This is a genomic window from Adonisia turfae CCMR0081 (genome assembly GCF_011009555.1).
Taxonomy (GTDB): domain Bacteria; phylum Cyanobacteriota; class Cyanobacteriia; order Phormidesmidales; family Phormidesmidaceae; genus Leptothoe; species Leptothoe turfae.
This window is the reverse complement of sequence record NZ_QXHD01000004.1, coordinates 7,221,734-7,244,872: the sequence shown is the minus strand read 5'-3', so window position 1 is coordinate 7,244,872 and position 23,139 is coordinate 7,221,734. Positions and strand designations below refer to the sequence as shown.

Genomic DNA, 23,139 nt, shown 5'->3' with positions numbered 1-23,139 from the left:
CCGATGCAGCAACAGCGTTGCAGGGGGCGTCGGATATTTTGGCAGAGGGCGTTGCAGAGCAATCGGATCTGCGGGCCTATGTGCGGCAGACGCTGCTAAAAACGGGGGTATTTAGCTCGAAAATTAAGCCGGACTATCCCGAGGGCAGCACTAAGTATGAGATGTATCGCAAGTATGAATGTGCGATCGCAAAGCTTGCTCCCCACAATTTGCTAGCCCTGCTGCGGGGTGACAAAGAAGGCATCCTTAAGGTTAATCTCACCGGTGATGAAGACCAAATTCTTGACCATTTAGAGACTAGCCAGATCCGCACTAAGCAGGCCAAGGTGCGACAGTTTTATCAAACTCTGATTAAAGATGCCTTCTCTCGGTTGATGAAAAACTCTCTCACCAATGAGGTGATTGCAGAGAAAAAAACCTGGGCCGATGGCGAATCGATTGATACGTTTGCGGTGAATATCAAAAACCTGTTGTTGGCAGCCCCAGCAGGGATGAAGCCAACGTTGGGAGTGGACCCTGGCTTTCGCACCGGCTGTAAGGTGGCAGCGATTGATGGAACTGGGAAGTTTCTGGAGTATAAGGCGATCTTTCCCCATACGGGTAAACAGGAGAGTGCGGCAAAGATTCTCTCAGAGATGATCTCTCGTCACAATATTCAGCTGATTGCCATTGGCAATGGTACTGCTAGCCGAGAGACCGATGCATTTGTTGCGGAGGTGATTAAAGGTGTAGATCCAAAGCCGATTAAGGTGATGGTGAATGAGTCGGGGGCATCAATTTATTCAGCCAGTGAGGTTGCGATCGCAGAGTTCCCCGATCTCGATATCACCGTGCGCGGTGCCATCAGCATTGCTCGACGACTGCAGGACCCGCTGGCGGAACTGGTAAAAATTGAGCCCAAGTCCATTGGTGTCGGGCAGTATCAGCATGATGTGGACCAAAAACAGCTCAAGCAAAAGCTAGATGCCACAGTGGAAAGCTGTGTGAACTATGTGGGTGTGGATTTGAATATTGCTTCCCGCGAATTACTCACCTATGTATCGGGGGTTAGTTCGGCCATTGCCAATAATATTGTTGCCTATCGCAATGAAAATGGGGCGTTTAACAATCGGCGACAGTTGTTAAAGGTGGCAAAGTTAGGGCCGAAGGCCTATGAGCAGTGTGCGGGCTTTTTACGCATTCGGGATGGAAAGAATCCGTTGGATAACACGGCAGTGCACCCAGAGAGTTATGACATTGCTACAACAATTTTGAAGGATAAAGGAGTGGATGGGAAAAAGGGTTTGAGTGATTTGAACCTGGAGAATCTGGAGCTGCAACGGTATGTGACGGATGCAGTTGGTTTGCCCACATTGCGGGACATTGTGGAAGAGTTGGAGAAGCCAGGGCGGGACCCGCGAGCGGAGTTTACCTATGCGAGCTTCCAGGAGGGAGTAAATGAGATTTCAGACCTGAAGGAAGGCATGGTATTGGAAGGGGTGATTACCAACGTGGCAAACTTCGGAGCGTTTGTGGATATTGGCGTGCATCAGGATGGGCTGGTGCATATTTCGCAGTTGGTGAATCGATTTGTTAAGGACCCGAAAGAGGTTGTACAAGTGGGTCAGGTGGTGAAGGTGAAGGTAATGGAGATTAATAAGGAGTTAAAGCGGATTGGGTTGAGTATGAAAGCGGTGGATGGTGGCGCTGGGAAGGCTGCACCGAGACCGAGCAAGAAGCAGGCGGTGGAGAAAGCTGCGCCGAAGTCGGCTAGCTTGGCGGATTTGCAGGCGAAGTTTAGTCGGCCAAAACGACGGAAGTAAGCATTATCTGATGGGGCTCTTCTGTCTATTACGATATCCAATTTGCCAGACAGTGTCTGGCAAATTGAGTTGATCCCATTACACTGAGCTATTGATGATTTCTTTGGTATTTGGCTATTTCAATAGTTGCCGAAGAGCCTGCCATTCTGGCAACCAAGTCCATGAAGTTTCAGCCCGCTCTAACTGAACAACAATTCGTTCTGTAAAGGTTTGGATGGATGTTTGGGGATTAGGAAGCCAGTTATCTAAACTTGGCTTCATAGCGCAAAACAAATCTTTGCCAGAGAAATAAATCAGAAAATAATTGTACCGATGTCCAGATGGAGTGAATTCAGGTAATAGATCATCAAATTTCTGTAGAACATTGTCCGAGGTAATCAGCCGATCTCCTTTACTCATGGTGACAATTTCTGTGATTTTGTCGCGACATGACTGCTGATCTAGGCTATTGGGAAATGTGTCAGCAGTGGGAAAACTACTGACATTCTACCCCAACGGTTCCTAAACCCAAAACAGGAAAGAGCTGTTCTCGCTACAGTATAGAATCGCAACCGCTCAACCGCCTGCATCAAAGCTTGATGGTAGTCTTCTAGGCTAAACCATCCCTTGGATAGCCAGGTTTGTTCAACGACGGTAGGATCGAGTAGATAGTTTTCGATTTCTTTGCGTTCCCATGTCCATCCCACTTGAATACTATTTTCAAATAGGGCAATAGGCTGCTGGGTAACGGTACTAGAAGCACAATCAAAATCTCTCCTCACAGTAAAGCTGTGTTACAGACAAAGGGCACCTCCAGTGAGGCGATGTAATTCATGGGGACTAGCAATGGCACTAGCAGCTTCAGAATGGGTGGTGATAATAAACTGACAGCTAGGCTCTAATCTCACAAGCTGTTTCATTAGATGCTGAGCTACTGGAGGATGCAGATTCAGATCTATTTCATCAATAAGAACGATAGAGTGAGCAATTTGTTGTCTAACAAATTCATAAAGAATTGGGAAAATAGACTGTTCTCCCGCTGACATTTCAGCAATATCGTAGTGATGTTGTTGTTCATCTTCTAGGAGAAAGTAGGCAGTTTCTTCAGTAGGTGAGTCTAGTTTTGGTAGACTTTCAACACCGTAAAATTTTCGTCCAGGAAAGACTCGTTGGTACAGGGTTTCAAGCTGACAAAGGGATGACTGCTGCGCAAGTCGTCTGGCTGGTTAGCGTACCAGCGGTGAGCGATATCGCGAGTAGCCTGTCTTTCGGCAGGGGTAAAGGTGACAGTGAGTTCTATTTTGGGTGCGCCGTTGCGCCAGTAGCGCCCAGGAAGAAAGCCGCTCCAGTTGAAGTCGGCAATGTCAGTAATACGTCGGGTGGCCAGGGCCAGGGGTAGGGCAATGGCCTGCAATAGAGTGGTTTTGCCGGTGCCATTATCGCCAAGGATTAATTAGCGATCGCTAATTTCGTCCAGGACCTGATTTTCAAAGGATAGATCCAGGGTCTCGAATCGCTTAAAGTTACGGATGGAAATCGATTTGACTTTCATGGGCGATTGACCGCACAGGGGATACCAGCAGGTGCTCCTAGTTTAGGTGAATCTAGTATAGAATGTGGCCAGCCTTGGGGCATTGATGGCCATGGGGTGCATCAGATTGGAAAGAAAGGTCTATTCAAATCATGACTATATTTTTTGTTTGGGGCGGGACTATTATCCCATCCTTTTTTTCTTATCTATCGAGGGTCCCACAACACTTGGATACGCCCGTTTACTTGAGATAATACCGATTTTAGTGCCGCTTCCATCAAGCAACTTATCTTCTCTCGTTAACTTAAACGAGTTCATAGTAAAATTGTTCTAATTATTAAACTGCTGCGCTCCAACTCTGTGGCTAGCTATTCTGGATGGTTACGAACAGCAGAGTAGCAGAGTTCAAAGATGATAGAAATTAAAGGTAGCCCGATTCCTATCTTGAGGATAAGCGCTAGTAACTGACTCTGCTGTATCGCGTTCTCCTTGAGATAGACGATAGAAGATATAGTAAGGAATGCTATCGACCAGAGTAATCCAACAAGAACTGTTGAACGAATTTTCTCTTGTAGCAATGCGTCTCGTCTTTCTGAACGAAAAATGATAGTTGCAGCATGAACGCACATACCGCTTAAAAAGCCAACTGCTAAAGAGATAAAGAAGTACATGTACATGTCTTCGAAAAGTGAATTTCTTCCTTACAAGTCCTTGCTTGGAAGCCCCTGCAAAAAGAGGTTAGGGAAGACAATACTGATTATGCTTGAAGTTATTCCAGAAAATATAGCTAGTAAGGAAATTCGTACATATGAAACATCATTAAACAGGTAAATAGGGAAATCAGTTAATCTAACTAACAACCAAACCATCCCAGCAAAAATTACTATTAAAGCCAATGCTCTACTGAAGTATATTCCTATGAGCCTAGATACTGTTGGAAGGGGATCACTACCTTTACGAAAGACTCCTATCAAAACAACCGACATAAAGGAAGCAGTCCAAAACGAGAACCCAGCGAAGGCTGCTAGATAGATGACTTCACTCAAAGAACGCATATGGCTTGAATTCCAATTGCTGTCAAATTTAATTTGAATTATTAAGCCATAGACATGGCAACTTCAATTCAAAACTAAAGGGCCCAACATAAAAAAGATTACAGAGAGCCTTGAACATGCAACGGTTACTGCACAACTAGGTTCGACCACATTACAGATTAGGCCAAGGTAACACTCAAACAATGGCGATGGGCTTCATTGACCATTGAATGGTCATTAACAGACAATTAACAATTGTTGAACTCTTCTTACACAGAGGGCTTGAATATCTCACCCCTTAGCAAAACAGTGCCGAACATAATTGACAGAAACTATCATAACGATTCATAAGCTTAATACATGAGAAAGAACAATTTTGCTAGCATTGCCTCAAGCTTTGTCAGTATATTTCCCTAACAGCAGTGTTATCCTTGACACAAATCCCGCAACGATTGCCAATTTAGTGGTTCCCAATTTATATCGCGTAATCTGCTCGATTCGCAAAAACAACATGGCACGGCTGTTCTAGCACAATCTCGCAGGACACCTCCTTATGAATAGTCTCCGGGGGAAAATCGCCTTCAAATGGAGCGAACTCCTATTGGGTGTATTCGCAATTTCCATATGGTTATGGATTAGCCATGATGGCCGACTGCACTGGGATGAACCAGGCTATCTCTACACAGCCGCCTACATACCCTGGCAACAGATTCTCTACGAAGGCTTTGAACCCAGCGGTATATCAGGCTTTAACGTTTCTCGCCTTGGCCACATAGCAATCATTAAAGGAGTTGCCGCATTTAATGGGCCAGGTCTGGATTTTGTTAACTCGGTCATAGTAGTCTATTTGCTAATGCTTGTCGCCCTGGCTGTAACCGGATATCTAACCCTGCGGTTACTCATGCCCGGTGCCAAAGGATTAGGTCAAGCAACACTTCTCTCCCTCTTTGCACCAATGACGGTGTTTCTCGCCTTTAAGACCTGCCCTGACATACCCGCTCTTTTATTTGCTGCCCTTTCCTGTCTCTTTCTACTAATGTCACTTGAACATCAAACGTGGTTCAGGTGGCTAATACTCTCCGCTATTTTCCTTGCACTCACTGGGTTAACCAAACACGTCCATGCATGGATATATATTTCATTCGCCGCAACTATTCTGCTCTTTGGCCAATATAAATGCTCATTACGGAACGCCATCTTGCGCATCGTCGCCATTGGCATTGGCTCCTTAATCCTCTTTGGCCTAACGCTACTTGTATTAAAAATTCCCCTTAGCCAATTTTTAGAATTTATGGCAGTGGCCAATCAGCAAACTAAGCCACTGGTCGCTAAGCTTTTTCAGCTATCGCTCACCTATGGTTTATTTTTACTAGCGTTACCCCTAGCGTTGCTCAACCCTAACCGACGCTGGAAATGGTTTATGGTCGTCTGGCTGGGTCTGGCAACAGTACCATTCCTTGTAATTCTTTCACGATTGGAAACCCGATATCTGACCCTCAGCGTTATCCCTTTGGCTGGCCTGGTGTGGTTAGCCCTCGATACTCTAAAGATATGGGCCAATCGTATGCGTAAACCCAGTTATCGAGCCCTTTGGGCGGCTGGCATGGTCAGTATTATTGCTAGCGCAGCCCTGATCCAACCCCTAACCGAGCACGAAGTCAGGACCGATCAGTTCGCAACAGCCATCGACAAGATTCAGCTTGACGCAGGTGACCAGCCATTTTCTGTTCTAGTCCCTTGGGAATATGCAGATTTTCATTACCTGCGTGTTGCCTACCCAGAGTTAAGTGTCTTTAGTGTCTATGAAAACAATAACCTGACCCCAGATGAGTTGATTGTTTGGCAACAATTTCAGGATAAATACTACGATGACCGAGTATTGCGCACGCTGGATGGAGTTAATGCTCTACCGGGGTTAAAATACTACATTGGATTTGAGTCAACATTTTCAATTGAAAATCTCAGACAGATGCTAGAGTCTTTACCTCTGGGAAGTTTCAACGAAAAAATATCAGCAAAGATCCAATCGATATCACCCTTGAGACAGCTTGAGAAAAGTTGGATGTGGAATCATTCTGCTGTCAATATTCAAGCATTTAGTAGGGTGGGCCACTATCAAATTTTTAGAGTGAGCCTATTGCCACAGTCAGACTCGGCTTAACTGCCTGCACAAAACTAAAGACCCAGGTTGGGGATGTAGATGGGGGGATGAGTGATGGGGTAATGGGGTGATTATTTAGTGCAAGCGCTTTAACTGCCTGTGCTGGGGTGGTAGATTACTCTCGCAGTCGTTTTTCACTGGCTAAGCCGCAATTGATTTCTCTCTATCTTGGTCCTGTTTCAGGCTCCCATTTTTCGTGCTGCTAGTCTAAGAGCACTACAGTTTCTATTGACCCATCAGAGGACTATTACTATCGGCTTGGGTGCGATCGCAATTGCCGGTTTCTGCCAACAGGGTCTACAGAAATCGGCTTAGGGTCTGGCACAAATACTACGTACATAACCCAGAACTATATAGAACTATAAGTCCTGTGAGTGTGTTCGTCTATTGCCATGACTACCCCAAATAATCCATTTCCTGGGCTACAGCTATTTTTATCGAAATTTGGCACCAATATTGCGATGTCTAGTGGCATCGCAGCAGCACTGATCTGGAGTAAGAAAGTATCCAATTTAGACATCAGCGAGGTTTTCTTTTTTTCCTTCACATCAGCAGTTTTTCTAGAAATTCTCAAAAACCTCTTTCAACGTTTCACAAAAAGACTAGAAACAAAGCTAGGAGAAAAAGTAGACTCTCTGGCAGATTACCTTTTTGACGGAGTCAGCTTATTGATTCAACTGTTACGCTATCAGGCTCCGCTAAGGTTTATAGATCGCTATCAAAAGTTTGTACAAACCCTTTATGGTGATTTTGAACTCCCCGGATCTAAGGCCAATCTTGCCTTTAACTGTGAGCTAGAAGAAGTCTATATCTCTTTTAACTTCTCCTATGACGATTACCACAAAACCCCCATACGCCCAACCGATGAATATGGTCTATCTGCCATTTGGCAATCGTTGACCAGCAGAGGGGGCACTCGAAAATATCAACCCATTATGATTACGGGTAATCCTGGTGCTGGTAAAACCACCCTGCTTAAGTACCTGCTATTGGCCAGTTCAGGCGTAAAACGCACTAAGGCCACCCGTAAGTTTAGGCGATTAATTCCCGTTTTTTTACCCCTTAGAGAAATCACTTCAACTATTTTGAGTGATCCATCTCAAAATTTGGCAACATTGGTCGAAACCCAGGAATCCATTCAAACATTAAACCCTGCGTTGGGATGGTTTCATCGCCAGTTAAAGCGAGGGCGTTGCCTGGTAATGCTCGATGGCATGGATGAAATTGGTAATGAACAAGACCAAGCAAAAATAGGACACTGGATTTCTCAACAGATTCGATTATATCCAGATTCAGCGTTTATCGTAACATCTCGTCCTTTTACAGATCGCAAAGAGATCATCAAAGGAATTACAACATTTCTCGAAATTCGCTCGATCAACTTCAAACAGGCAGAGAGGTTTATTCTTTCATGGTATGAGCATCACGAAGAGATGAAAAGCCAGGGCGCTAAAAACAAAAGAGATAGAGCAGCCACTGTCGTCAAAGCTCATCGTAAAGCCAATGAGTTGATTGTTCGAATCAAGCGAAATCCCTACCTTTTTCAGCTGACGAGTACGCCATTATTACTCATTATGATCATCACCATCTATGAGAATGGGTACGAACTGCCTAAATCACGAGGAGCACTGTATAAAGAGATTTGTAAAGTGATGATCGAGCGTCGCACTGTTTCTGAAGGACAGCAAAAGGCCATTCAACTAACGGCTGATCAAACGCTTTTAGTGCTTCAGGGTTTAGCCTTTGAGCTAGTAATGAAAGAACGACTACTGTTCTCGCTTGAGGATCAGACTATTCAAAACCTTGTACGCAAAAGCTTAAATGAGTGTCCAGGGGGTGAAAAAATTAGTGTTGAAACCTTCATTTCCTACGTCGTCAACGATGTTGGTCTACTGACCTTAAGTGATAAAGTCGGCTTCTATGAATTTAATCACCGCTGTATTCAAGAATATTTAGCCGCTTCGATGATTAAAAATAAACGGTGTGAGCATCTTTTGATTGCGCGTATTTTACATGCATGGTGGTCAGAAACCATTCGTTTATATGCAGCCCAAAGCAACGCAACTCGCATTATTGAAGAGGCTCACAAATTAGCCACATCAGGCACCAAGAGTGTAGTGGCTTTCAAACTTGTCTATGATTGTTTAGCCGAAGCTATGCAGGTTGACTTGCCGTTGCGGACACGGTTAGAGAATGCCCTAGATACCCATTTAAATTCTGATGATCCAATATTGCGCACTAAAGCCGCAGAGGTAAAAATAGTTCAGCGGTTTGATCGGTTGGTGCCCGTTGCCCGTAACCTGGAGATTGATCAAACACATGTCATGGCTTGTGAATATCAATTGTTTATTGATGAACAGCGCAGATCAACAGGTGCTGCTCATCAACCAGACTATTGGTTAAAGCCTGTTTTTACGGCTGATATGGCATTGCAGCCAATTATGGGTATTCGGCCTCAGGATGCGACTACATTTTGCACCTGGCTGACGCAAAAATATGGCCACGGCAATTTTGCGTTTAGACTACCAAAAATCACTGAAGAAGTAAGTTTTTTTCAGGAGAGACTAATCCAGCAACAGTCATCTGGCGGCTGGTGTACTCAAGATGACATCTGTCAACTAGCAAATATTAATCTAAACCAAAGTAAAGCCTGGAGACATGCCATTAACCAACAGCTATCCCATCAGATTTACTGGGCACAACAACTTAAAACACAAGTCTCCAGAACCATAGATGTCTGTCTAAAATATCAGCAGATGGATGGCAAGGCTTTTTTCAATCTCACAGAGTTGCTGCCCCATAACAGGTTTAGCTCTCACCACACTACCAGACTCGGGCTTGATGTAACCACTGTTGATAACCTGATAATGGCCTTAAAGCTTGTCACCAGCATCTATCAGAAAATCCAAAGAGCACGCACCGAAGCCAAAGGTTATGGGATCTCTCAACAGAGGAAAGCTATTCTGGAGTTAGCCAGTTGGACCGATCAGAGTCCTATTTTGAGGCACTATCAATTAGGGAATACCTTTCGTCAGTTTGAGAAAAGACTTGGTTTGCACGATTATCCTATTCGGGACTTAGCATTTAAAGTTGTCAAAACTGTTTTAGCAATACTTATTGAGTTTTTGACGTTGACTGAGCATCATATAGTGGCACGTATCCGTGACCTAAAAACAGCTTGGACATTATGTGAGGAGGGCATATCTATAGAGCTACAGGACATGTCTAAATGCACAGCCATTGGTCAAATACTGCTTGCTGATCTCAAAAAAGGGTGTACGGGTACAAAGCAGATGCCTAAGCTACTGAAGCAATTAAGTGGCAATGAGATAGGGCTTATACATCTCATGTATCCTAAGTGGATTACTCACGTTGAAAACGACTTTGAACAAAGCTTTTCACGACAGTTTGCCTCCCAACGAAATGTCATGAATACGTGTGCCCATTTGCTGATGGCATCATCTATGTGGTATTCCTTGACAAAAGCTCATCCCCTGGGTAAAAACACTCAAATTATTAAACAACTAACCCAGAACAAAAAACTATCTGACATGAGCTACCTAAATAAACGTAACCAGGCACTTAAAGCATATGTGTTAGCCATGCTTTTAGAACAACAAATTCAGGGAAGACTATCTCCTTGGGGCAGCATTCGCATCGTAAGAGAGCGAATTTTAGACTAAAAGGTTATCACTGGGAGAGCTCTAAAATTTTTACTAGACACCCCACTGTCTTACTCAGGGCGTACATTCGTGCGCCCTTTAAGCTCTGGATTAGTCATCACTATCCTACATAAATGCATGACGATAACGCCAGAATTAGCGATGCCGTACCATCCACTAAACCTTAATCTATAATGACACTTAGTCTCTATGTGTGTTAGACCTGAAAAATTGCACAGCTTATCTATGTTTAAACTTCAAATACAGAAGCCATGAACATTAAAAGTCCTTTCTCTAGAACTTGCCTGACAGCAATGCTGCCATTGGCTGTTTTTTTCAGCTTAGTACAACCAAGCCAGGCTGAAGATAAGACCTTCCTATGGGAAATTGAATCCCCTAACAACACGGTGTATCTGCTTGGTGCCATCCATCTTTTAAGAGAGACGGATTATCCCTTGGCTCAGCCTATTGAAGCTGCATTTGAAGATGCCGAAACCGTTGTTTTTGAAGTTAACATTGGTGCATCCGAAAGCCCAGAAACTCTACAAACCTTTTTGGCAGCAGCAGCACCCGATAGCCCAGATGAAGTCATCTATAACGCCCTCGATGACGAGACCTATCGACTAGCACAAGAAACAGCTACCGCCATAGGCCTGCCCTTCGCTGGATTTAACAACTTTGAACCTTGGGCTTTCTTCATCAACCTATCGGTTTTCAAACTCTTACAGCTAGGCTTTGAGCCAGCCTATGGCGTAGATACCTATTTCTTCAATGAAGCGAGCCTAGCCAATAAAAATGTCTTAGCCTTGGAAACCATTGAAGAACAATTTGGGTTCTTAGACGATATGCCTCCGTCTATCCAGGCAGACCTCGTTAAGCAAACCATTTTAGAATTAGATGCCTTAGAAACCGTAATGGGTTCAATGATTTCAGCCTGGAAATCAGGTGATGCCCCTACATTTGAAAGTTTGATACTAGAGGGCTTTGCCGGTTTTCCTGAGGCCTATGATGCTCTGCTGGTACAGCGTAATCAGAACTGGATGCCGGACATTGAATCTTATATTAATCAACCCGAAGACTACTTGGTGGTGGTTGGTGCTGCCCATTTAGTCGGTGACGATAGTGTAGTTCAACTGCTACAAGATAAGGGGTACACCGTCCAACAAACTGGCAACAACTAATAAATATGCCTTAAGTCTGCTGCCAAATCTTAACCGTTGTATCAGCACTGCTGCTTACAATCACTTTGCCATCTAAGCTACAGGCAACGGAGCAGACAGCGGCTTGATGCCCTGTTAGAGTATCAATATTTTGTCCAGTGCTTGCATTCCAAAGCTTAATTGTTTGATCGTAGCTACCACTTACAACAATCTGATTACCTGTACTAAAGACTAAGGAACTTACAGCAGCAGTATGACCTTTGAGTTCAAACAGTTTTTTCTGGCACTGACGATTCCACATCACAATTTTGTCGCCGCTACCGACTGCCAAAAGAGAACTCTGGCGGCTTAAAGCTACAGCTCGATTAGGTTGGCTATCAATGGAGAAAGAACGAATTAATTTGCCAGTTTTAGTGTGTCGTATATGCAGCTGATTACTGTTTCCTCCATAAACCATGGCTTTGCCATCCCACCCCATGGCTAAAGCTAAGATTTCTTCTGGATAGTCCTTAAGGGCATAAATTTCTTTGCCAGACTTTAAGGACCACAGACGCACCGTTGCATCTTGACTCGTACTGACTAAAAACTGGTTATTGGGGCTAAATGCTAGGGCCGTAACCGTAGCTGAATGTCCCGAGATTAAATTACCAAACGAGCGCAGTAATTCCCCTGTGCGCATATCCCAAAGTTTGATGGTGGTATCGGCACTACCACTAGCGATCAATTTACCATCCCAACTAACCGCAACACAGTGAACTGCTTGACTATGGCCACTGAGGGTTCTCAGTAAACTGCCGGTCTTGACGCTCCACAACCGTAGGGTTTTATCGTGGCTGCCCGTGACTAGTTTTTTTCCGTCTCTTGCGATCGCAACAGCAGAAACATCCCCCGTATGGCGCGACAACGTATGAATACACTGCCATCTAGACAAAGATCTAGACGTTGAATGAGAGGACTTTCTCGGTGAGGACTTTCTCGATGAGGACTTTCTCGGTGAGGACTTTCTCGATGAGGACGATGGCCTTGATGCTGGTTCCTTAGCTTGTTGCTCCAAGTCGCGCAGGCGTCTAAAATCTGCATTAGCCTTATCGTCATAGCCTCGACGAAAGTAGGCCTGGCTGCGATACCGATAGGCTTCTATATGGTTAGGATTAAGATGAATGACCGTAGTGAAATGTTCAATCGCAGCTCCATATCTTCGCGATTTGAACTGAAGCACCCCCCGTTGAAATGTACGTTCAACATCAGGTCGGCCATTCACATCAGGGTTTGAGGATGGGGCTGACGACATTTGCTGTTTGAGCGTAGCCACCTTTTCAAAATCGGCTTTAGCTTGCAGGCCTAAACCGAGCTGTTCTAAGGTAAACGCCCTAGCCTGATACGCTTGTAAATAGTTTGGCCTTTTGCGAATAGCTTGGTTAAAACTCTCAACCGCTTGTTTACGTTTACCCGCTCGAAGCAACCCAATCCCCTCTTGATAATGCTCCTCAGCGCTGGGAGGACGTACTGAGATTTTAGTACTTACATTTTTTAATGTATCCCCATAGGGAGCATGAATAAGCTTGTGGTAGGCTTCTTTGATTAACTCAAATTTCTCCCGTGCCTCTGGCAGTTGATCTGGCTTTTTAGAAAATTTATCTGGATGCCACTGCTGGGCTAAACGGCGATAAGCTCGTTTAATATCTTCTTTTGTGCTGCCTGGCTCTAAATTGAGCACGTCATAATAATAATTAAAGCTTGTCATGAGCTTAAAAGTGCCTAATTATTTTATTCGCTAGATGATTCCGCTCAATAATAGAGAGAAGACTAGGTCATTTAACAACAGTTATTCCCGAGATGATCATTCGGGCATTGCTGATCTTCAGCATGAATCTACCTATTAACTGTAGGCTATCAACCCGTTTAACAGATAGATTTATTCTCTAAATCAACAACGACTGAATCCGAGCTACCCAGGGACATGGAATCTAAAGACAACGATAATATAGTAAGTTTGGAGTCATGCTAGCAAATCTTAGACTTATCTGGGACAACCATCACCTAATTTTGGCAAGCCTCACACCCTTTTGACAGAGCTTTATAGGATATCCTCACATGAAAAAAGCCCTGACGGTTGCCAGGGCAAATGCTCAATGCACATCTGCTGAGTACTTACCAGGCTTTGTAGCGAGCGCCGCGATAAGTCAAATAACCGTAATGACAGCCTCTAATCATTAACAATAACTGAACCAGCAATCTCTTCTACCGCAGGTAGTCCATTGCTAAACGCACCACGTGCCCCTGTTGCCAATGATCGAATATATTGCCCATCAGCTGGTACATAGACACACTGCATCACAGTCATCCCGTCCATCTCAGCCTCCAGCAAGTAACCATAACCACCTGCAAAATCCACAGACTCTTGCTTGACAATATTGACTAATGAGAAGCCTCTAGTACCGCGTAAGAGATGCTCCGATATATCTGTGGTATTTTGCCCATACAGAACATTTTGACCTCTTTCAATCATTACTAGTGGCCTCATCCCAGATGGGCCAGTGGCCTCAAACTATGGTGACGATGCACCAGCCAAATAGCTGCATTTAAGTCTCCTCGTAACTGTGCCACATCCTGACGGTTCTCTTACATTTCCTCTAGGCCCCTTTTATACAGAAAGTTTTGCCTAAAGTCTAGCGCTTAAAAACGGTATTTGATGAAGAGAGACTACTCAGGGGCACCATGTTATCAGCCAGTGTCTGATTGGGTTTACAGCCATATTTCTTTAACATAGCCAGAACACGTTTCTCTCTGATGGGTTTATGCAAAAATCCATACGCACCAACAAATTTGGAGCGCAACCGATCAATAATGCCATTATTATTGGTTACGATGACAATTGGCGTCTTCTTGAAACCCGTAATACGCCGAATCTGAGAACATAGCTCATAGCCATTGGCCATGGGCATAACTAAGTCCAGAAAAATAATCTGGGGCTTTAACTCCAATAATTGCGGCAAAGCTTGTAGAGGATCAGAAATATTAACGTAGCTGTAGCCCGCATTCTGTAGAATCTCAGACATCACCTGACTATCAGTCGGATTGTCATCCACATAAACAACTGGTGTAGAAGATAAGGATTTCTCCAGACTCATCTTCTTTTGTACAGAATCAACTGTTTGAGGTTGCAACGGAATAGGCTGCACCGTACTTGCCTTTCCCTGAGGAGAATCTGAAGAAGATAACAGAATTTCAATTCTTTGTAAAAGGTGCTTGAGGGAAAGAGGCTTCCGATCATAGGCATCAAAGCCGGCTTGAATGAGCAGTTGCCCATCTACTGATCGCTCTGCTATGACAATAACCGGAATCAGCCACGTAGCTCTAGATTGCTTCAGATTTTTAATTAACTGCCACCCATCTACCACGGGTGCATCTAGGTCTACCATCACCAAATCTGGAGCTTCGGTCAGCGCCAACAGGAGACCGTCATCGCCTCGATTGGTTGAAACTACGTCATATCCATATATATTAAGCCCTTGTTCAAGTGTCTGATAGTCTGACTCACCATCACTTATAAGTATTATTTTGACCATGAAAACAAATTATTTTTTTTCAGGTAAAAGCCCAACGAAAGGCTTTACATTCTATATAAAGATGGCAATAACTCTATTTGCTCTCAACAAGACATATTTTTGATCTATCAAAAGAATGATCAACCAAATAGAGTCAGGGTCTGCCTTACGAGAATCAGCCTAGCAACATCTCCAAGCAGTGTAAATCAATTTACAACAGACCGTTTAGCTGAAGAAATATATCCCAAATACTCTTGCGGTAGAGCCCAGATGAGTACTGCCAATGTCCCCAAGGGGACCACAACTATCAATTAACTCATAAGAACAATCAAATTTAAACCATATGATCAAAATATTAATAATAGGAGAATAGGAGACTTTTATTCAGTAGATGAACCTTAGCTAAGGGTTCAAGTTTGACTAAGTCCTTTCCGGAAAAATTGGCTTAAGTCTATCTTTTCTATAAGCATAAGAATATAAGTTTTGAAAATAACATTACGGCCATTGATACTAAAGATTCATGTTGTACACGTTTGAACTCGCATAAAAACTTTGATAAGCTCTGGTTTAGCCAAATAAAACCCACAAATCGAGCCAAACACTTATTCTATGCATAGATAAAAAATATAGTTTTTTAGAGTGAAAATAGTCGTCATTTAAGACTAAATAACCTATGGTTTGGCTAGTTATTAGCAACTATGTGACACTAACCAATCCACAATGCAAACTGTAAAAAGAACCAAAATAAGGAAATCAGGTATAGACGAGTTTATGGACAAGCCTTTGAGCCCTGCCGAGTACTGCGCTAAGTGGGTTCCTGAGATGCATAATATTAAGCCCACTGAATATGGATACAAGGGACTTTGTATTAAAGAGCTGCATCGCATTACTGGCTATTCTGAAAAGACGATCAAGAATTGGGGTTCTAACTTTGAACGAGCACCTCAAGTCGCGAGTCGACTTTGCACAATGGCAAATATTTTGAATCAAACATGCTTAGATTGGTCATACTTTGCAGATAATTAATATTTTATTTAAATGGCGTTTAAATAAAATATCTGGTCACCAGTAGCGACCAGATTCTTTGTATTTCTCATGAGAAATCAGTTGATTATTTGCTGTTTTTCATGAGAAATTTCTCACAAAGAAGAAGGCGTAGGAAATTATTTTAATACATAAGAAACGTTGGTGACTTTTGATTTTCTATTAGAATAAATTATTATAACTTTTCAGGCTATACAACTAAGGTATAGTCTGAAGATCAGCTAGCATCCTTAAGCAACTTAGCCACGGTCAGACATGATGGGCACATCTATCGTGATTTATGATGTCTAGCATTGTTGCTCCTCAAAAGACTGAAATCTGAACCATCATAATTTAGGGGATCCTATAGTTCGATTTGTCTCCTTAACCAGCACTGGCGGATACCTTAATTTCAATCCAGCAAATCAGCTCGCTCCATATTGCAAGACAATAGATAGCACGTCTTGAATTTATAAAGGCTGATCTGAGTCTCCTAATAAATAAACAAATATGGAGAAATACTGCAAAATATGGAGCAAAGCTTAAGCAGATATGAAGCAACGAATAATTTTTGATTTTTGCTCGTTATCTTTGAGCGTATCAGGTTATACAGCCTGAAACTGTGTTGGCTGGGTGTTGTACCGCTATGTCCCATTATCAGACCTTGAAGGAGAGCGACGTCAAAGGTTTGAGCAACACGCAACCTATAGACTAGGGCGGTGGTGAGTTTTTGTCGCTTCCTCACCTTTATTGTTTCCGAAGAGGGCTTCAACTCCCTAACAGAGCGGTCGTAGGAAACAAACGTTCTAAGTCACTCCTCTCCACTTTGATAGGAGTGACTCGTCTTTGCATTGAAAATCATCGGGCATTGTGGTGCCTTGGCTGGCTGCCTCACCGGGACGTCCACTTTGCTTTGCGTGTGGACCAATAAAGTTCACTACAGACGCCACGGGGTTCCAAACGTTGACGTTCAAAGTGACCGCCCAGATGGTTAGCTAGCTTAGTTGCTTGCTGAGTGCCTCGACCAATCCGTCGATAATTTTGATTAGGATCTTGACTCACCCCGTTATCTACAACGCGAATTATATTTTTAGAGTCTTCTTGACGACAAATTACCACTAAGCGAGAACAACTTCTGGCATATTTACCCACGTTGCAGAGGGCTTCTTCTAAAAAGCGGCCAATCTCTCGCTTGCGATCATCACTTAAGCCTTGTTCTAACATCGGCTCGAAAGTTCTAATGTGGACTTTAATGCCTTCAAAGTGAGGGAATTCATTGCGCTGTAACGTATGTTCATAGACCTCATAGAGCATTTCATGCAGCGGCTGATTTAATCGAATAATGCGGTTACCATCTAGCTGTAAACAACAGCTCTCCTCAACCAGAAACTCTTGCTGCATGGCTTCATAGATACCCCGCAATTCTTGATTGAGGGATCGTAAGTCACGATGTAGGTCAGAAGAGAAATTTGGGTCTTCGGATACACGCGACAAGATAGTCGACAATTTTTGCAGTGGCCCGTTGTGAATTTGGTCAAATGTGCGCTCTATAAGCTGCTGACGATCTTCTAGACGTAGCGTCAGCTCATATTGTCTTCTATAGGAGGGATATAGGGCGACACCATTTAAGAAGAAGGCAACGGCAGCGGGAATGAGCGGAATCCACCAGCCGATGTATAACAATCCATAGCTGATAAATGTTAGGCCTAAGACCAGGATGACAAGGCTGACAAAGTAATAGGTGGCTTTAATTTTGAAACGGGCTAAGACAATGCCCAACATACCCCAGCCGACAATCCAAGTATATTCGACCCAGTCGGGCCACCCCCTTAATAAAGGGCGATCATCTAAAACAGCATTGATAATTTGACTAATGGCATGGGCCTGTAATTCTACACCGGTTACCAAACCAGGGTTAAAGCCATCAATAGCAGCGGTATTGACGATATCTTTGACACTTTGGGCGGTGACTCCAATTAAAACAAGGCGATCTTTAAGCAGGGTTGGAGAGAACTCCCCAGTTTGAATATCTTGATAGGTAATGATGTCAAATGGGGTGGAGCCGCTGCGAAAATTGATGAGTATCTGCTCACCCCCTGCATCTGTTTGAACATATCCTCCTGTGTTGGGTTCAAAGGGTACTAGCTCCACAGACCCAAACCGCATAGCGCTAGGGTTACGAAGGCCATTTTCGAGCATTAGCCCTGCTTGAACCAGGTAAGCTTCAGCCAGGCGGATGGTGAAGGAAAAACGATAGTTATTGTGCTCATCTGTTGCCCCTAAGAGACTACGACGAACAAAACCATCATCGTCTAACAGAGTGTCAACAAAACCGATGCGAGATTCTGGAGCATCGGTAGGGGGAGGAATACTGGGCGGTAAAATTTTGTTGATAACAACTAAGTTGTCCAGGTCTTGGATCGTTTTAATAAAATCCTTGTGACCGGGTTCTATGGGGATGTCGCGCAATATGTCCAAACCCATGACGGTGGGTTGATACTGATTCACGTCTGTTAGTAAATCGGACAATACTCCACTGGGCAGTGGGTATTCGCCAATGGCTTGAATATCTTCTTCAGTGATGGCAACTACTGTAATGCGCTGATCGGTGATTTCTGCGGGTCGCGATCGCAACCCAGCATCCAACGCCTGCCACTCAAAGGGTTGAAAAATACCCAGGAGTCGAGCCGCCACCACAGCACCAACAATGGGAATCCCAGGTAAAATGCCCCGGACACCATCAAGCAGCCACCGTTTGAAGACGCGTGTGCCCATTTAATCCAACAGACCCTCCTGACGCGCCCGAATTTCTGTTTGAATGCGCATATTTTTTCCCTCATCTGGATATACCCCCAGGGCATCCTGCACTCTGGTCCAATAGTGTCGTACGGTGCGCTCAGATATGCACATCTTTTCTGCAATTGTTTTATCTTGCAACCCCTCTTGAAACGCCAACCGTAATACCTCTAACCATTCCGGTTTCACTTCTAGTTTGACCCGCATCTCGCGCGGCGTGTAGACCAAACCTTGCAGCGACCAGTCCACCTTGGTCAACATCTCTCGCATGGGGGCACTTTTATCAGAAATGGTGAACCCACCCTGGTGCATTTCAATGGCAGGCTTGAGCCGTACTAAAGAACGTACATGAGCACTTTGCACAACAAAATTAAGCTGTGGGTAGTCCGTCATCAGATCGCGCAGCAGCTGAATGCCAACCTCTGTTTGAGCAGGCGCATTTGCCTGGGGAGGAATAGAAAGATCCATAATCGCCAGATCAGGCTGATCTTGGGCAATGATATCCTTTGCAGATTGAGCATCTTGGCCAGTTAGAAATTTGGTGTCTGGATATTGCGTTTGCAACAGATTGAGGGTGCCTGCCAGGACAGCCTCATGATCATCCACAATCACAATTAACTTAGGGGGCAGCTCTGATGTAGTTGGCATAGTCTAGTAATTGCTCCGATCAAGGTTGATTAGGGACTGGGATAAAGACCCGCAAAACTCACAACTCACCTCGACATCACTCCATATCATCCGACAACGCCCCGGCATAAAGAGTTGAAATATTTGTTGATTTTTATTCAATTCCCATTGAAGCGATGTGGAGTTCATAGTGTCTGGAGTCAGGTTATCTAAACTGAGCTGCAACTTTTCCCTATCCTTTATTTCTAGCAGGCCTAGGGGTATACTCGCTGGTTGTTCAGCGGACTGAAACACTAGTAAACATGTTGCGCCCATACCCCAGCACCCTACGCTGTTGCTCGGCCTGTTGCTGAGGCCATGGCAAAGGTTGCTCCAAACCCAGTTGAACCACCCTATGGTGACTTATCCACCGTTGCATTAAATTAAGACAATCAGTGACAGCTGGTCAATGCTCAGGAGTTGCGATCGCATCTTCTAGAATGGCCAAATCATTCAGCAACGCTCTGCGCATGGCAACCACATCGGGCTGTTCACCCTGGCCCAAAATTGAGATGGCATCATACCAATAACCAGCCATAGCATAGGTTTCAGCTTTTTCCGAGGCGTTGGCCGTCGTAGAAATAGTGCTGACTGACATGGGAACAAACTCAATTTCAGCTTCGTAAACCAGCGCCGAAGACGGGCGATTGGGGTTACACTGCAATACCAACTGCCATAGATACCGTGTTCCAGATTGCAGTTCCACTGGCGGCTGGTACTGGTTGATGCCCGGTTCATAGGACAGCATTTGTAAATGCTCTAGTTCATAGGAGCCCGATGCATCGATCGTGTAGAAGCTAAACTCCACGGGAACAGGCTCATCGTCTGGTAAAAACCAAGTCAGTTGGGGTTGAGTGTTAGCTGTAATCCCAACAAAGCCCTTAGGGGCAAAAATACTCGGCGCAGATTCGCCGCTAAAGCAACCGCCACGTCGGGTGCCGGTGGGTGTGCTGGGGGACTGCGGCGCAGAGGGGTTAACCGGCTGAAAATAACGGGGGGCGGTTGATATGGTGACACCCTCAGGCGCTGAGCCGTCTGATCTGGTGGGCTGATAATCAGCATATGCGATCGCACTCAGGTTGCTAGCCACCCAGACAATGCCTAAAACTTTTATCAAGGAATGATTTTTCATTTTGATTCCACGATAGACACCACCATTCACAACTCTCGAACTCTGCCCCAGTTTTCTTAAATATATAGGACGTTTTCCAGCAGCAGCTAGTTTTCCTTTCACGGATATCTTTTATCCAACGACCCTACGCCATATAAACAGTCATCGTTACCAGTTTGAAGTATGCTTTTGTCGAAAATTTGCCAATGCAATTGCTGATTCAGAGGATTCACCGGTCTAGAGCGATTGCTATTGAACGGTGTCTTACAACTAAAGCTATCCCAAGGATCAGCAATGCCCTGTCAATTCTCAGCATCTCGCAGCTTAATTCAGACCGCTGCCTAGCAACGCCGTCGTCTTCCGCTTACCTTAGTCAACATTCAGTAGTCAGTATTTTCCGCAATGCTCAGCCAGATTCAAGCCATTACCCAAAAAATCACCCCCCGCCTGATCGAAATTCGTCGTCACATCCACGCCCATCCAGAACTGAGTGGTCAAGAATACCAAACGGCTGCCTATGTGGCGGGGGTGATGTCATCCTACGGATTTCATGTGCAAGAAATGATTGGCAAAACCGGTGTTGTTGCCAATCTAGAAGGCACTGGACAAATTTCTGACATCCTGGCCATACGTACGGACATGGATGCTTTGCCCATTCCCGAGCAGGTGGATTTGCCCTTTGTTTCTAAAAATCGGGGCATTATGCACGCCTGTGGCCATGATGTGCACACCACCGTAGGATTAGGTACCGCCATGGTGCTGGCAGAACTGACTGAACAGCAGCCCTTTGCTGGGACCACGCGATTTTTATTTCAGCCCGCTGAGGAGACGGTGCAGGGGGCGAAGTGGATGATTGCCGATGATGTCCTAGCAGATGTGGCGGCGATCTTTGGGGTACATGTGTTTCCCAGTATCAAGGCCGGTAAAGTTGGACTGCGACGCGGCGTCTTAACAGCAGCAGCGGATGATCTAGAGATTGTCATCATTGGCGAGTCGGGCCATGGCGCTCGCCCCCATGAGGCCATTGATGCCATTTGGGTGGCCTCCCAGGTGATGACCACCCTACAGCAGTCCATCAGCCGGCGACTAAACCCGCTACATCCTGCTGTCATTACCATTGGCAAAATTTCTGGGGGCAAAGCGGCCAACGTCATCGCTGACCGCGTCGTCATGCAGGGAACGGTGCGATCGCTTCAGCCTGACATCTATGCCAAACTCCCCATCTGGATCGAAGAAATTGTCGCAGGGGTCTGTGCCATGCATGGCGCTAAGTACGAACTTAACTATCAGCGGCGAGTGGCCTCGGTGATCAACACCGACCACTTAGTGGCCATCGTTGCCAATGCCGCCCAAACTGCCCTGGGCGATAGTCACATCGAATGGCTAGCTGAACCCTCCATGGGCTCTGAAGATTTTGCCCTCTACACCGAACGGGTACCTGGCAACATGTTCCGCTTAGGCGTCGGATTTGAGGGACGACACAATCATCCGCTGCATCACCCTAAGTTTGAAGTGAATGAGGAGGCGATCGCAACTGGTGTGCTGACGATGGCAACCAGCGTTTATGAGTATTGGCAACAGGTTGAGGGGAAGGGGGGGTAGGTATTGGTTATTGGTTACGGGCTCTTAGTTCAAGGCCTTTAATGGGGAGCACCCATTTAACAACAATCAACCAATACCTAAGAACCAATACCTAAGAACCAATACCCCCTATTGCCCCAATATTGCCTGTACCTGCTGTAGCGATCGCAATGCACCTTGCACCAAACCCTGTTGCTGATCTGACCTCACATTAGCGTCATCTGATAAGCCCAGTAGCTTAGTTTCAATATCAAATAGTAGGTTGGTGATCTGGTCTGCGTTGTTCGCAGGCTGGGGCGTTGTCCTCAGATTCTGGGCTGAGGGGGAGCCCTCCCCAATTTGGTGCAAGGTACGCTGAAGGCTCTCGATGATGCCGTACATCTCAATGGGATCAAATACTCTCAGCAGACTGGTTTGGGTGACAATGCCCAAACCACTGCCCCAATTCCAGGACACCACCAGACGGCGCACATGGCGTGTTTGCATTGCTTGGTGAGCTGTCCACAAAGAATCCGTAGGCTCTAACAAAAATAGCGGTGTGCTCATCACATCCTGAGCCGTTAATCGCTGTAGATTTAGCTCCAGGGCCTGAAATTGCACAATATCGCGCTCTGTGACAATGCCCATGGGCGTAAAGGCCTGGAGCTCACGGCGGTCGGTATCATGACTATCCACTTCGACAATCACAATGCAGCTGACTCGGTGCTCTGCCATCTGCTGAGCCAGCTGCATCACCGGCGTATTGGGCGACGAATGGATCACATTGGTGGACATCACATCCGCAACCCGCCGCATCTTGAGCAAATTTGCCGGACGCAGTACCCGCCGAATACTATCGGGGGTGACAATACCCACGGGTTTATTGTGCTCATCAACGATGGGCAAATGCCGAATCCGATAGCGACGGAATAAAAATAGGACCGCAAAAATATCTTGAAACGCCGACTGTTGTAGGGTCTTGACCGGCGATGTCATGACATCAGCAACGGTGAGCGCGCTTAAATCCACACCATCGGCAGTCAGTCTGACAATATCGCGCTCGGTAAAAATGCCAATGGTCTGATCATTATCTACGATCAAAACAC

Annotated in this window: 17 protein-coding genes; 6 read left to right on the top strand and 11 right to left on the bottom strand. The window is 45.1% G+C overall.

The window, feature by feature from the left end:
- Positions 1–1,802: helix-hairpin-helix domain-containing protein (locus tag DXZ20_RS34875; RefSeq protein WP_250566028.1), on the top strand; the 1,802-nt coding region annotated here is incomplete at its 5' end.
- 114 nt (positions 1,803–1,916) lie between these two features.
- Here the strand turns inward: DXZ20_RS34875 and DXZ20_RS34870 are convergent.
- Genes DXZ20_RS34870 through DXZ20_RS38875 form a run of 4 tightly spaced genes read right to left on the bottom strand, consistent with a single transcriptional unit; the run spans position 1,917 to position 3,195 of the window.
- The gene (locus tag DXZ20_RS34870; protein WP_163703109.1) at positions 1,917–2,201 is read right to left on the bottom strand and encodes a hypothetical protein; all 285 of its coding nucleotides are present in this window, start codon (positions 2,199–2,201) and stop codon (positions 1,917–1,919) included.
- A 41-nt stretch (positions 2,202–2,242) separates the two neighbouring features.
- Positions 2,243–2,563: a hypothetical protein gene (locus tag DXZ20_RS34865; protein ID WP_163703108.1), complete on the bottom strand. Its 321-nt coding sequence runs from the start codon at positions 2,561–2,563 to the stop codon at positions 2,243–2,245.
- Positions 2,564–2,575: 12 nt separating this feature from the next.
- On the bottom strand, positions 2,576–2,959 hold the full coding sequence (locus DXZ20_RS38880; RefSeq protein ID WP_250566253.1) for an AAA family ATPase: 384 nt from the start codon (positions 2,957–2,959) through the stop codon (positions 2,576–2,578).
- The gene (locus DXZ20_RS38875) at positions 2,899–3,195 is read right to left on the bottom strand and encodes a hypothetical protein (RefSeq protein ID WP_250566027.1); all 297 of its coding nucleotides are present in this window, start codon (positions 3,193–3,195) and stop codon (positions 2,899–2,901) included. Before DXZ20_RS38875 ends, DXZ20_RS38880 begins: the two co-directional genes overlap by 61 nt.
- A gap of 1,704 nt (positions 3,196–4,899) precedes the next feature.
- On the opposite strand from DXZ20_RS38875, the gene DXZ20_RS34855 reads away from it, so the two are divergent.
- The 3 genes from DXZ20_RS34855 (at position 4,900) to DXZ20_RS34840 (ending at position 11,350) form a co-directional block, all read left to right on the top strand.
- A complete protein-coding gene (locus DXZ20_RS34855; RefSeq protein ID WP_163703107.1) occupies positions 4,900–6,507 on the top strand; it encodes a glycosyltransferase family 39 protein in 1,608 nt (535 codons plus the stop codon).
- Between the two features lie 392 nt (positions 6,508–6,899).
- Positions 6,900–10,190, top strand: coding sequence for an NACHT domain-containing protein (locus DXZ20_RS34845; protein WP_163703105.1), 3,291 nt, complete (start codon positions 6,900–6,902; stop codon positions 10,188–10,190).
- Between the two features lie 251 nt (positions 10,191–10,441).
- The gene (locus tag DXZ20_RS34840) at positions 10,442–11,350 is read left to right on the top strand and encodes a TraB/GumN family protein (protein ID WP_163670783.1); all 909 of its coding nucleotides are present in this window, start codon (positions 10,442–10,444) and stop codon (positions 11,348–11,350) included.
- Positions 11,351–11,360: 10 nt separating this feature from the next.
- Here the strand turns inward: DXZ20_RS34840 and DXZ20_RS34835 are convergent, their stop codons facing one another.
- The 3 genes from DXZ20_RS34835 to DXZ20_RS34825 form a co-directional block, all read right to left on the bottom strand.
- Complete coding sequence (locus DXZ20_RS34835) at positions 11,361–13,073, bottom strand: WD40 domain-containing protein (RefSeq protein WP_163703104.1); 1,713 nt, start codon at positions 13,071–13,073, stop codon at positions 11,361–11,363.
- A 462-nt stretch (positions 13,074–13,535) separates the two neighbouring features.
- Entirely contained in the window at positions 13,536–13,838 is a 303-nt protein-coding gene (locus DXZ20_RS34830) for a hypothetical protein (RefSeq protein ID WP_163670787.1), read from the bottom strand.
- A 160-nt stretch (positions 13,839–13,998) separates the two neighbouring features.
- Positions 13,999–14,898 carry a response regulator transcription factor gene (locus DXZ20_RS34825; RefSeq protein WP_163670788.1) on the bottom strand — a complete coding sequence of 300 codons (900 nt, stop codon included), beginning with the start codon at positions 14,896–14,898 and terminating at the stop codon, positions 13,999–14,001.
- Between the two features lie 699 nt (positions 14,899–15,597).
- Here DXZ20_RS34825 and DXZ20_RS34820 point away from each other — a divergent pair.
- The gene (locus tag DXZ20_RS34820) at positions 15,598–15,903 is read left to right on the top strand and encodes a hypothetical protein (RefSeq protein ID WP_163670791.1); all 306 of its coding nucleotides are present in this window, start codon (positions 15,598–15,600) and stop codon (positions 15,901–15,903) included.
- An 888-nt stretch (positions 15,904–16,791) separates the two neighbouring features.
- On the opposite strand, the gene DXZ20_RS34815 is transcribed toward DXZ20_RS34820, so the two are convergent.
- The 3 genes from DXZ20_RS34815 to DXZ20_RS34805 all read right to left on the bottom strand — a co-directional run bounded on the left by DXZ20_RS34815 (position 16,792) and on the right by DXZ20_RS34805 (position 20,494).
- Positions 16,792–18,675, bottom strand: a complete 1,884-nt coding sequence (locus DXZ20_RS34815; protein WP_163703103.1) for a sensor histidine kinase — start codon at positions 18,673–18,675, stop codon at positions 16,792–16,794.
- Complete coding sequence (locus DXZ20_RS34810; RefSeq protein WP_163703102.1) at positions 18,676–19,344, bottom strand: response regulator; 669 nt, start codon at positions 19,342–19,344, stop codon at positions 18,676–18,678. It abuts the gene before it with no gap.
- A gap of 424 nt (positions 19,345–19,768) precedes the next feature.
- Positions 19,769–20,494, bottom strand: a complete 726-nt coding sequence (locus DXZ20_RS34805) for a DUF928 domain-containing protein (RefSeq protein ID WP_163670797.1) — start codon at positions 20,492–20,494, stop codon at positions 19,769–19,771.
- Positions 20,495–20,875: 381 nt separating this feature from the next.
- Between DXZ20_RS34805 and DXZ20_RS34800 the strand changes: the two genes are divergently transcribed.
- The gene (locus DXZ20_RS34800; protein WP_163670799.1) at positions 20,876–22,075 is read left to right on the top strand and encodes an amidohydrolase; all 1,200 of its coding nucleotides are present in this window, start codon (positions 20,876–20,878) and stop codon (positions 22,073–22,075) included.
- Positions 22,076–22,183: 108 nt separating this feature from the next.
- Here the strand turns inward: DXZ20_RS34800 and DXZ20_RS34795 are convergent.
- On the bottom strand, positions 22,184–23,139 hold a 956-nt coding region (locus DXZ20_RS34795; RefSeq protein ID WP_163703711.1), incomplete at its 5' end, for a CBS domain-containing protein.

Bases quoted from the DNA above. Each gene is read 5' to 3' on its own strand.
- DXZ20_RS34870 (WP_163703109.1), bottom strand. From the start codon at position 2,201: ATGAGTAAAGGAGATCGGCTGATTACCTCGGACAATGTTCTACAGAAA.
- DXZ20_RS34855 (WP_163703107.1), top strand. From the start codon at position 4,900: ATGAATAGTCTCCGGGGGAAAATCGCCTTCAAATGGAGCGAACTCCTA.
- DXZ20_RS34845 (WP_163703105.1), top strand. From the start codon at position 6,900: ATGACTACCCCAAATAATCCATTTCCTGGGCTACAGCTATTTTTATCG.
- DXZ20_RS34840 (WP_163670783.1), top strand. From the start codon at position 10,442: ATGAACATTAAAAGTCCTTTCTCTAGAACTTGCCTGACAGCAATGCTG.
- DXZ20_RS34835 (WP_163703104.1), bottom strand. From the start codon at position 13,073: ATGACAAGCTTTAATTATTATTATGACGTGCTCAATTTAGAGCCAGGC.
- DXZ20_RS34830 (WP_163670787.1), bottom strand. From the start codon at position 13,838: ATGATTGAAAGAGGTCAAAATGTTCTGTATGGGCAAAATACCACAGAT.
- DXZ20_RS34825 (WP_163670788.1), bottom strand. From the start codon at position 14,898: ATGGTCAAAATAATACTTATAAGTGATGGTGAGTCAGACTATCAGACA.
- DXZ20_RS34820 (WP_163670791.1), top strand. From the start codon at position 15,598: ATGCAAACTGTAAAAAGAACCAAAATAAGGAAATCAGGTATAGACGAG.
- DXZ20_RS34815 (WP_163703103.1), bottom strand. From the start codon at position 18,675: ATGGGCACACGCGTCTTCAAACGGTGGCTGCTTGATGGTGTCCGGGGC.
- DXZ20_RS34810 (WP_163703102.1), bottom strand. From the start codon at position 19,344: ATGCCAACTACATCAGAGCTGCCCCCTAAGTTAATTGTGATTGTGGAT.
- DXZ20_RS34805 (WP_163670797.1), bottom strand. From the start codon at position 20,494: ATGAAAAATCATTCCTTGATAAAAGTTTTAGGCATTGTCTGGGTGGCT.
- DXZ20_RS34800 (WP_163670799.1), top strand. From the start codon at position 20,876: ATGCTCAGCCAGATTCAAGCCATTACCCAAAAAATCACCCCCCGCCTG.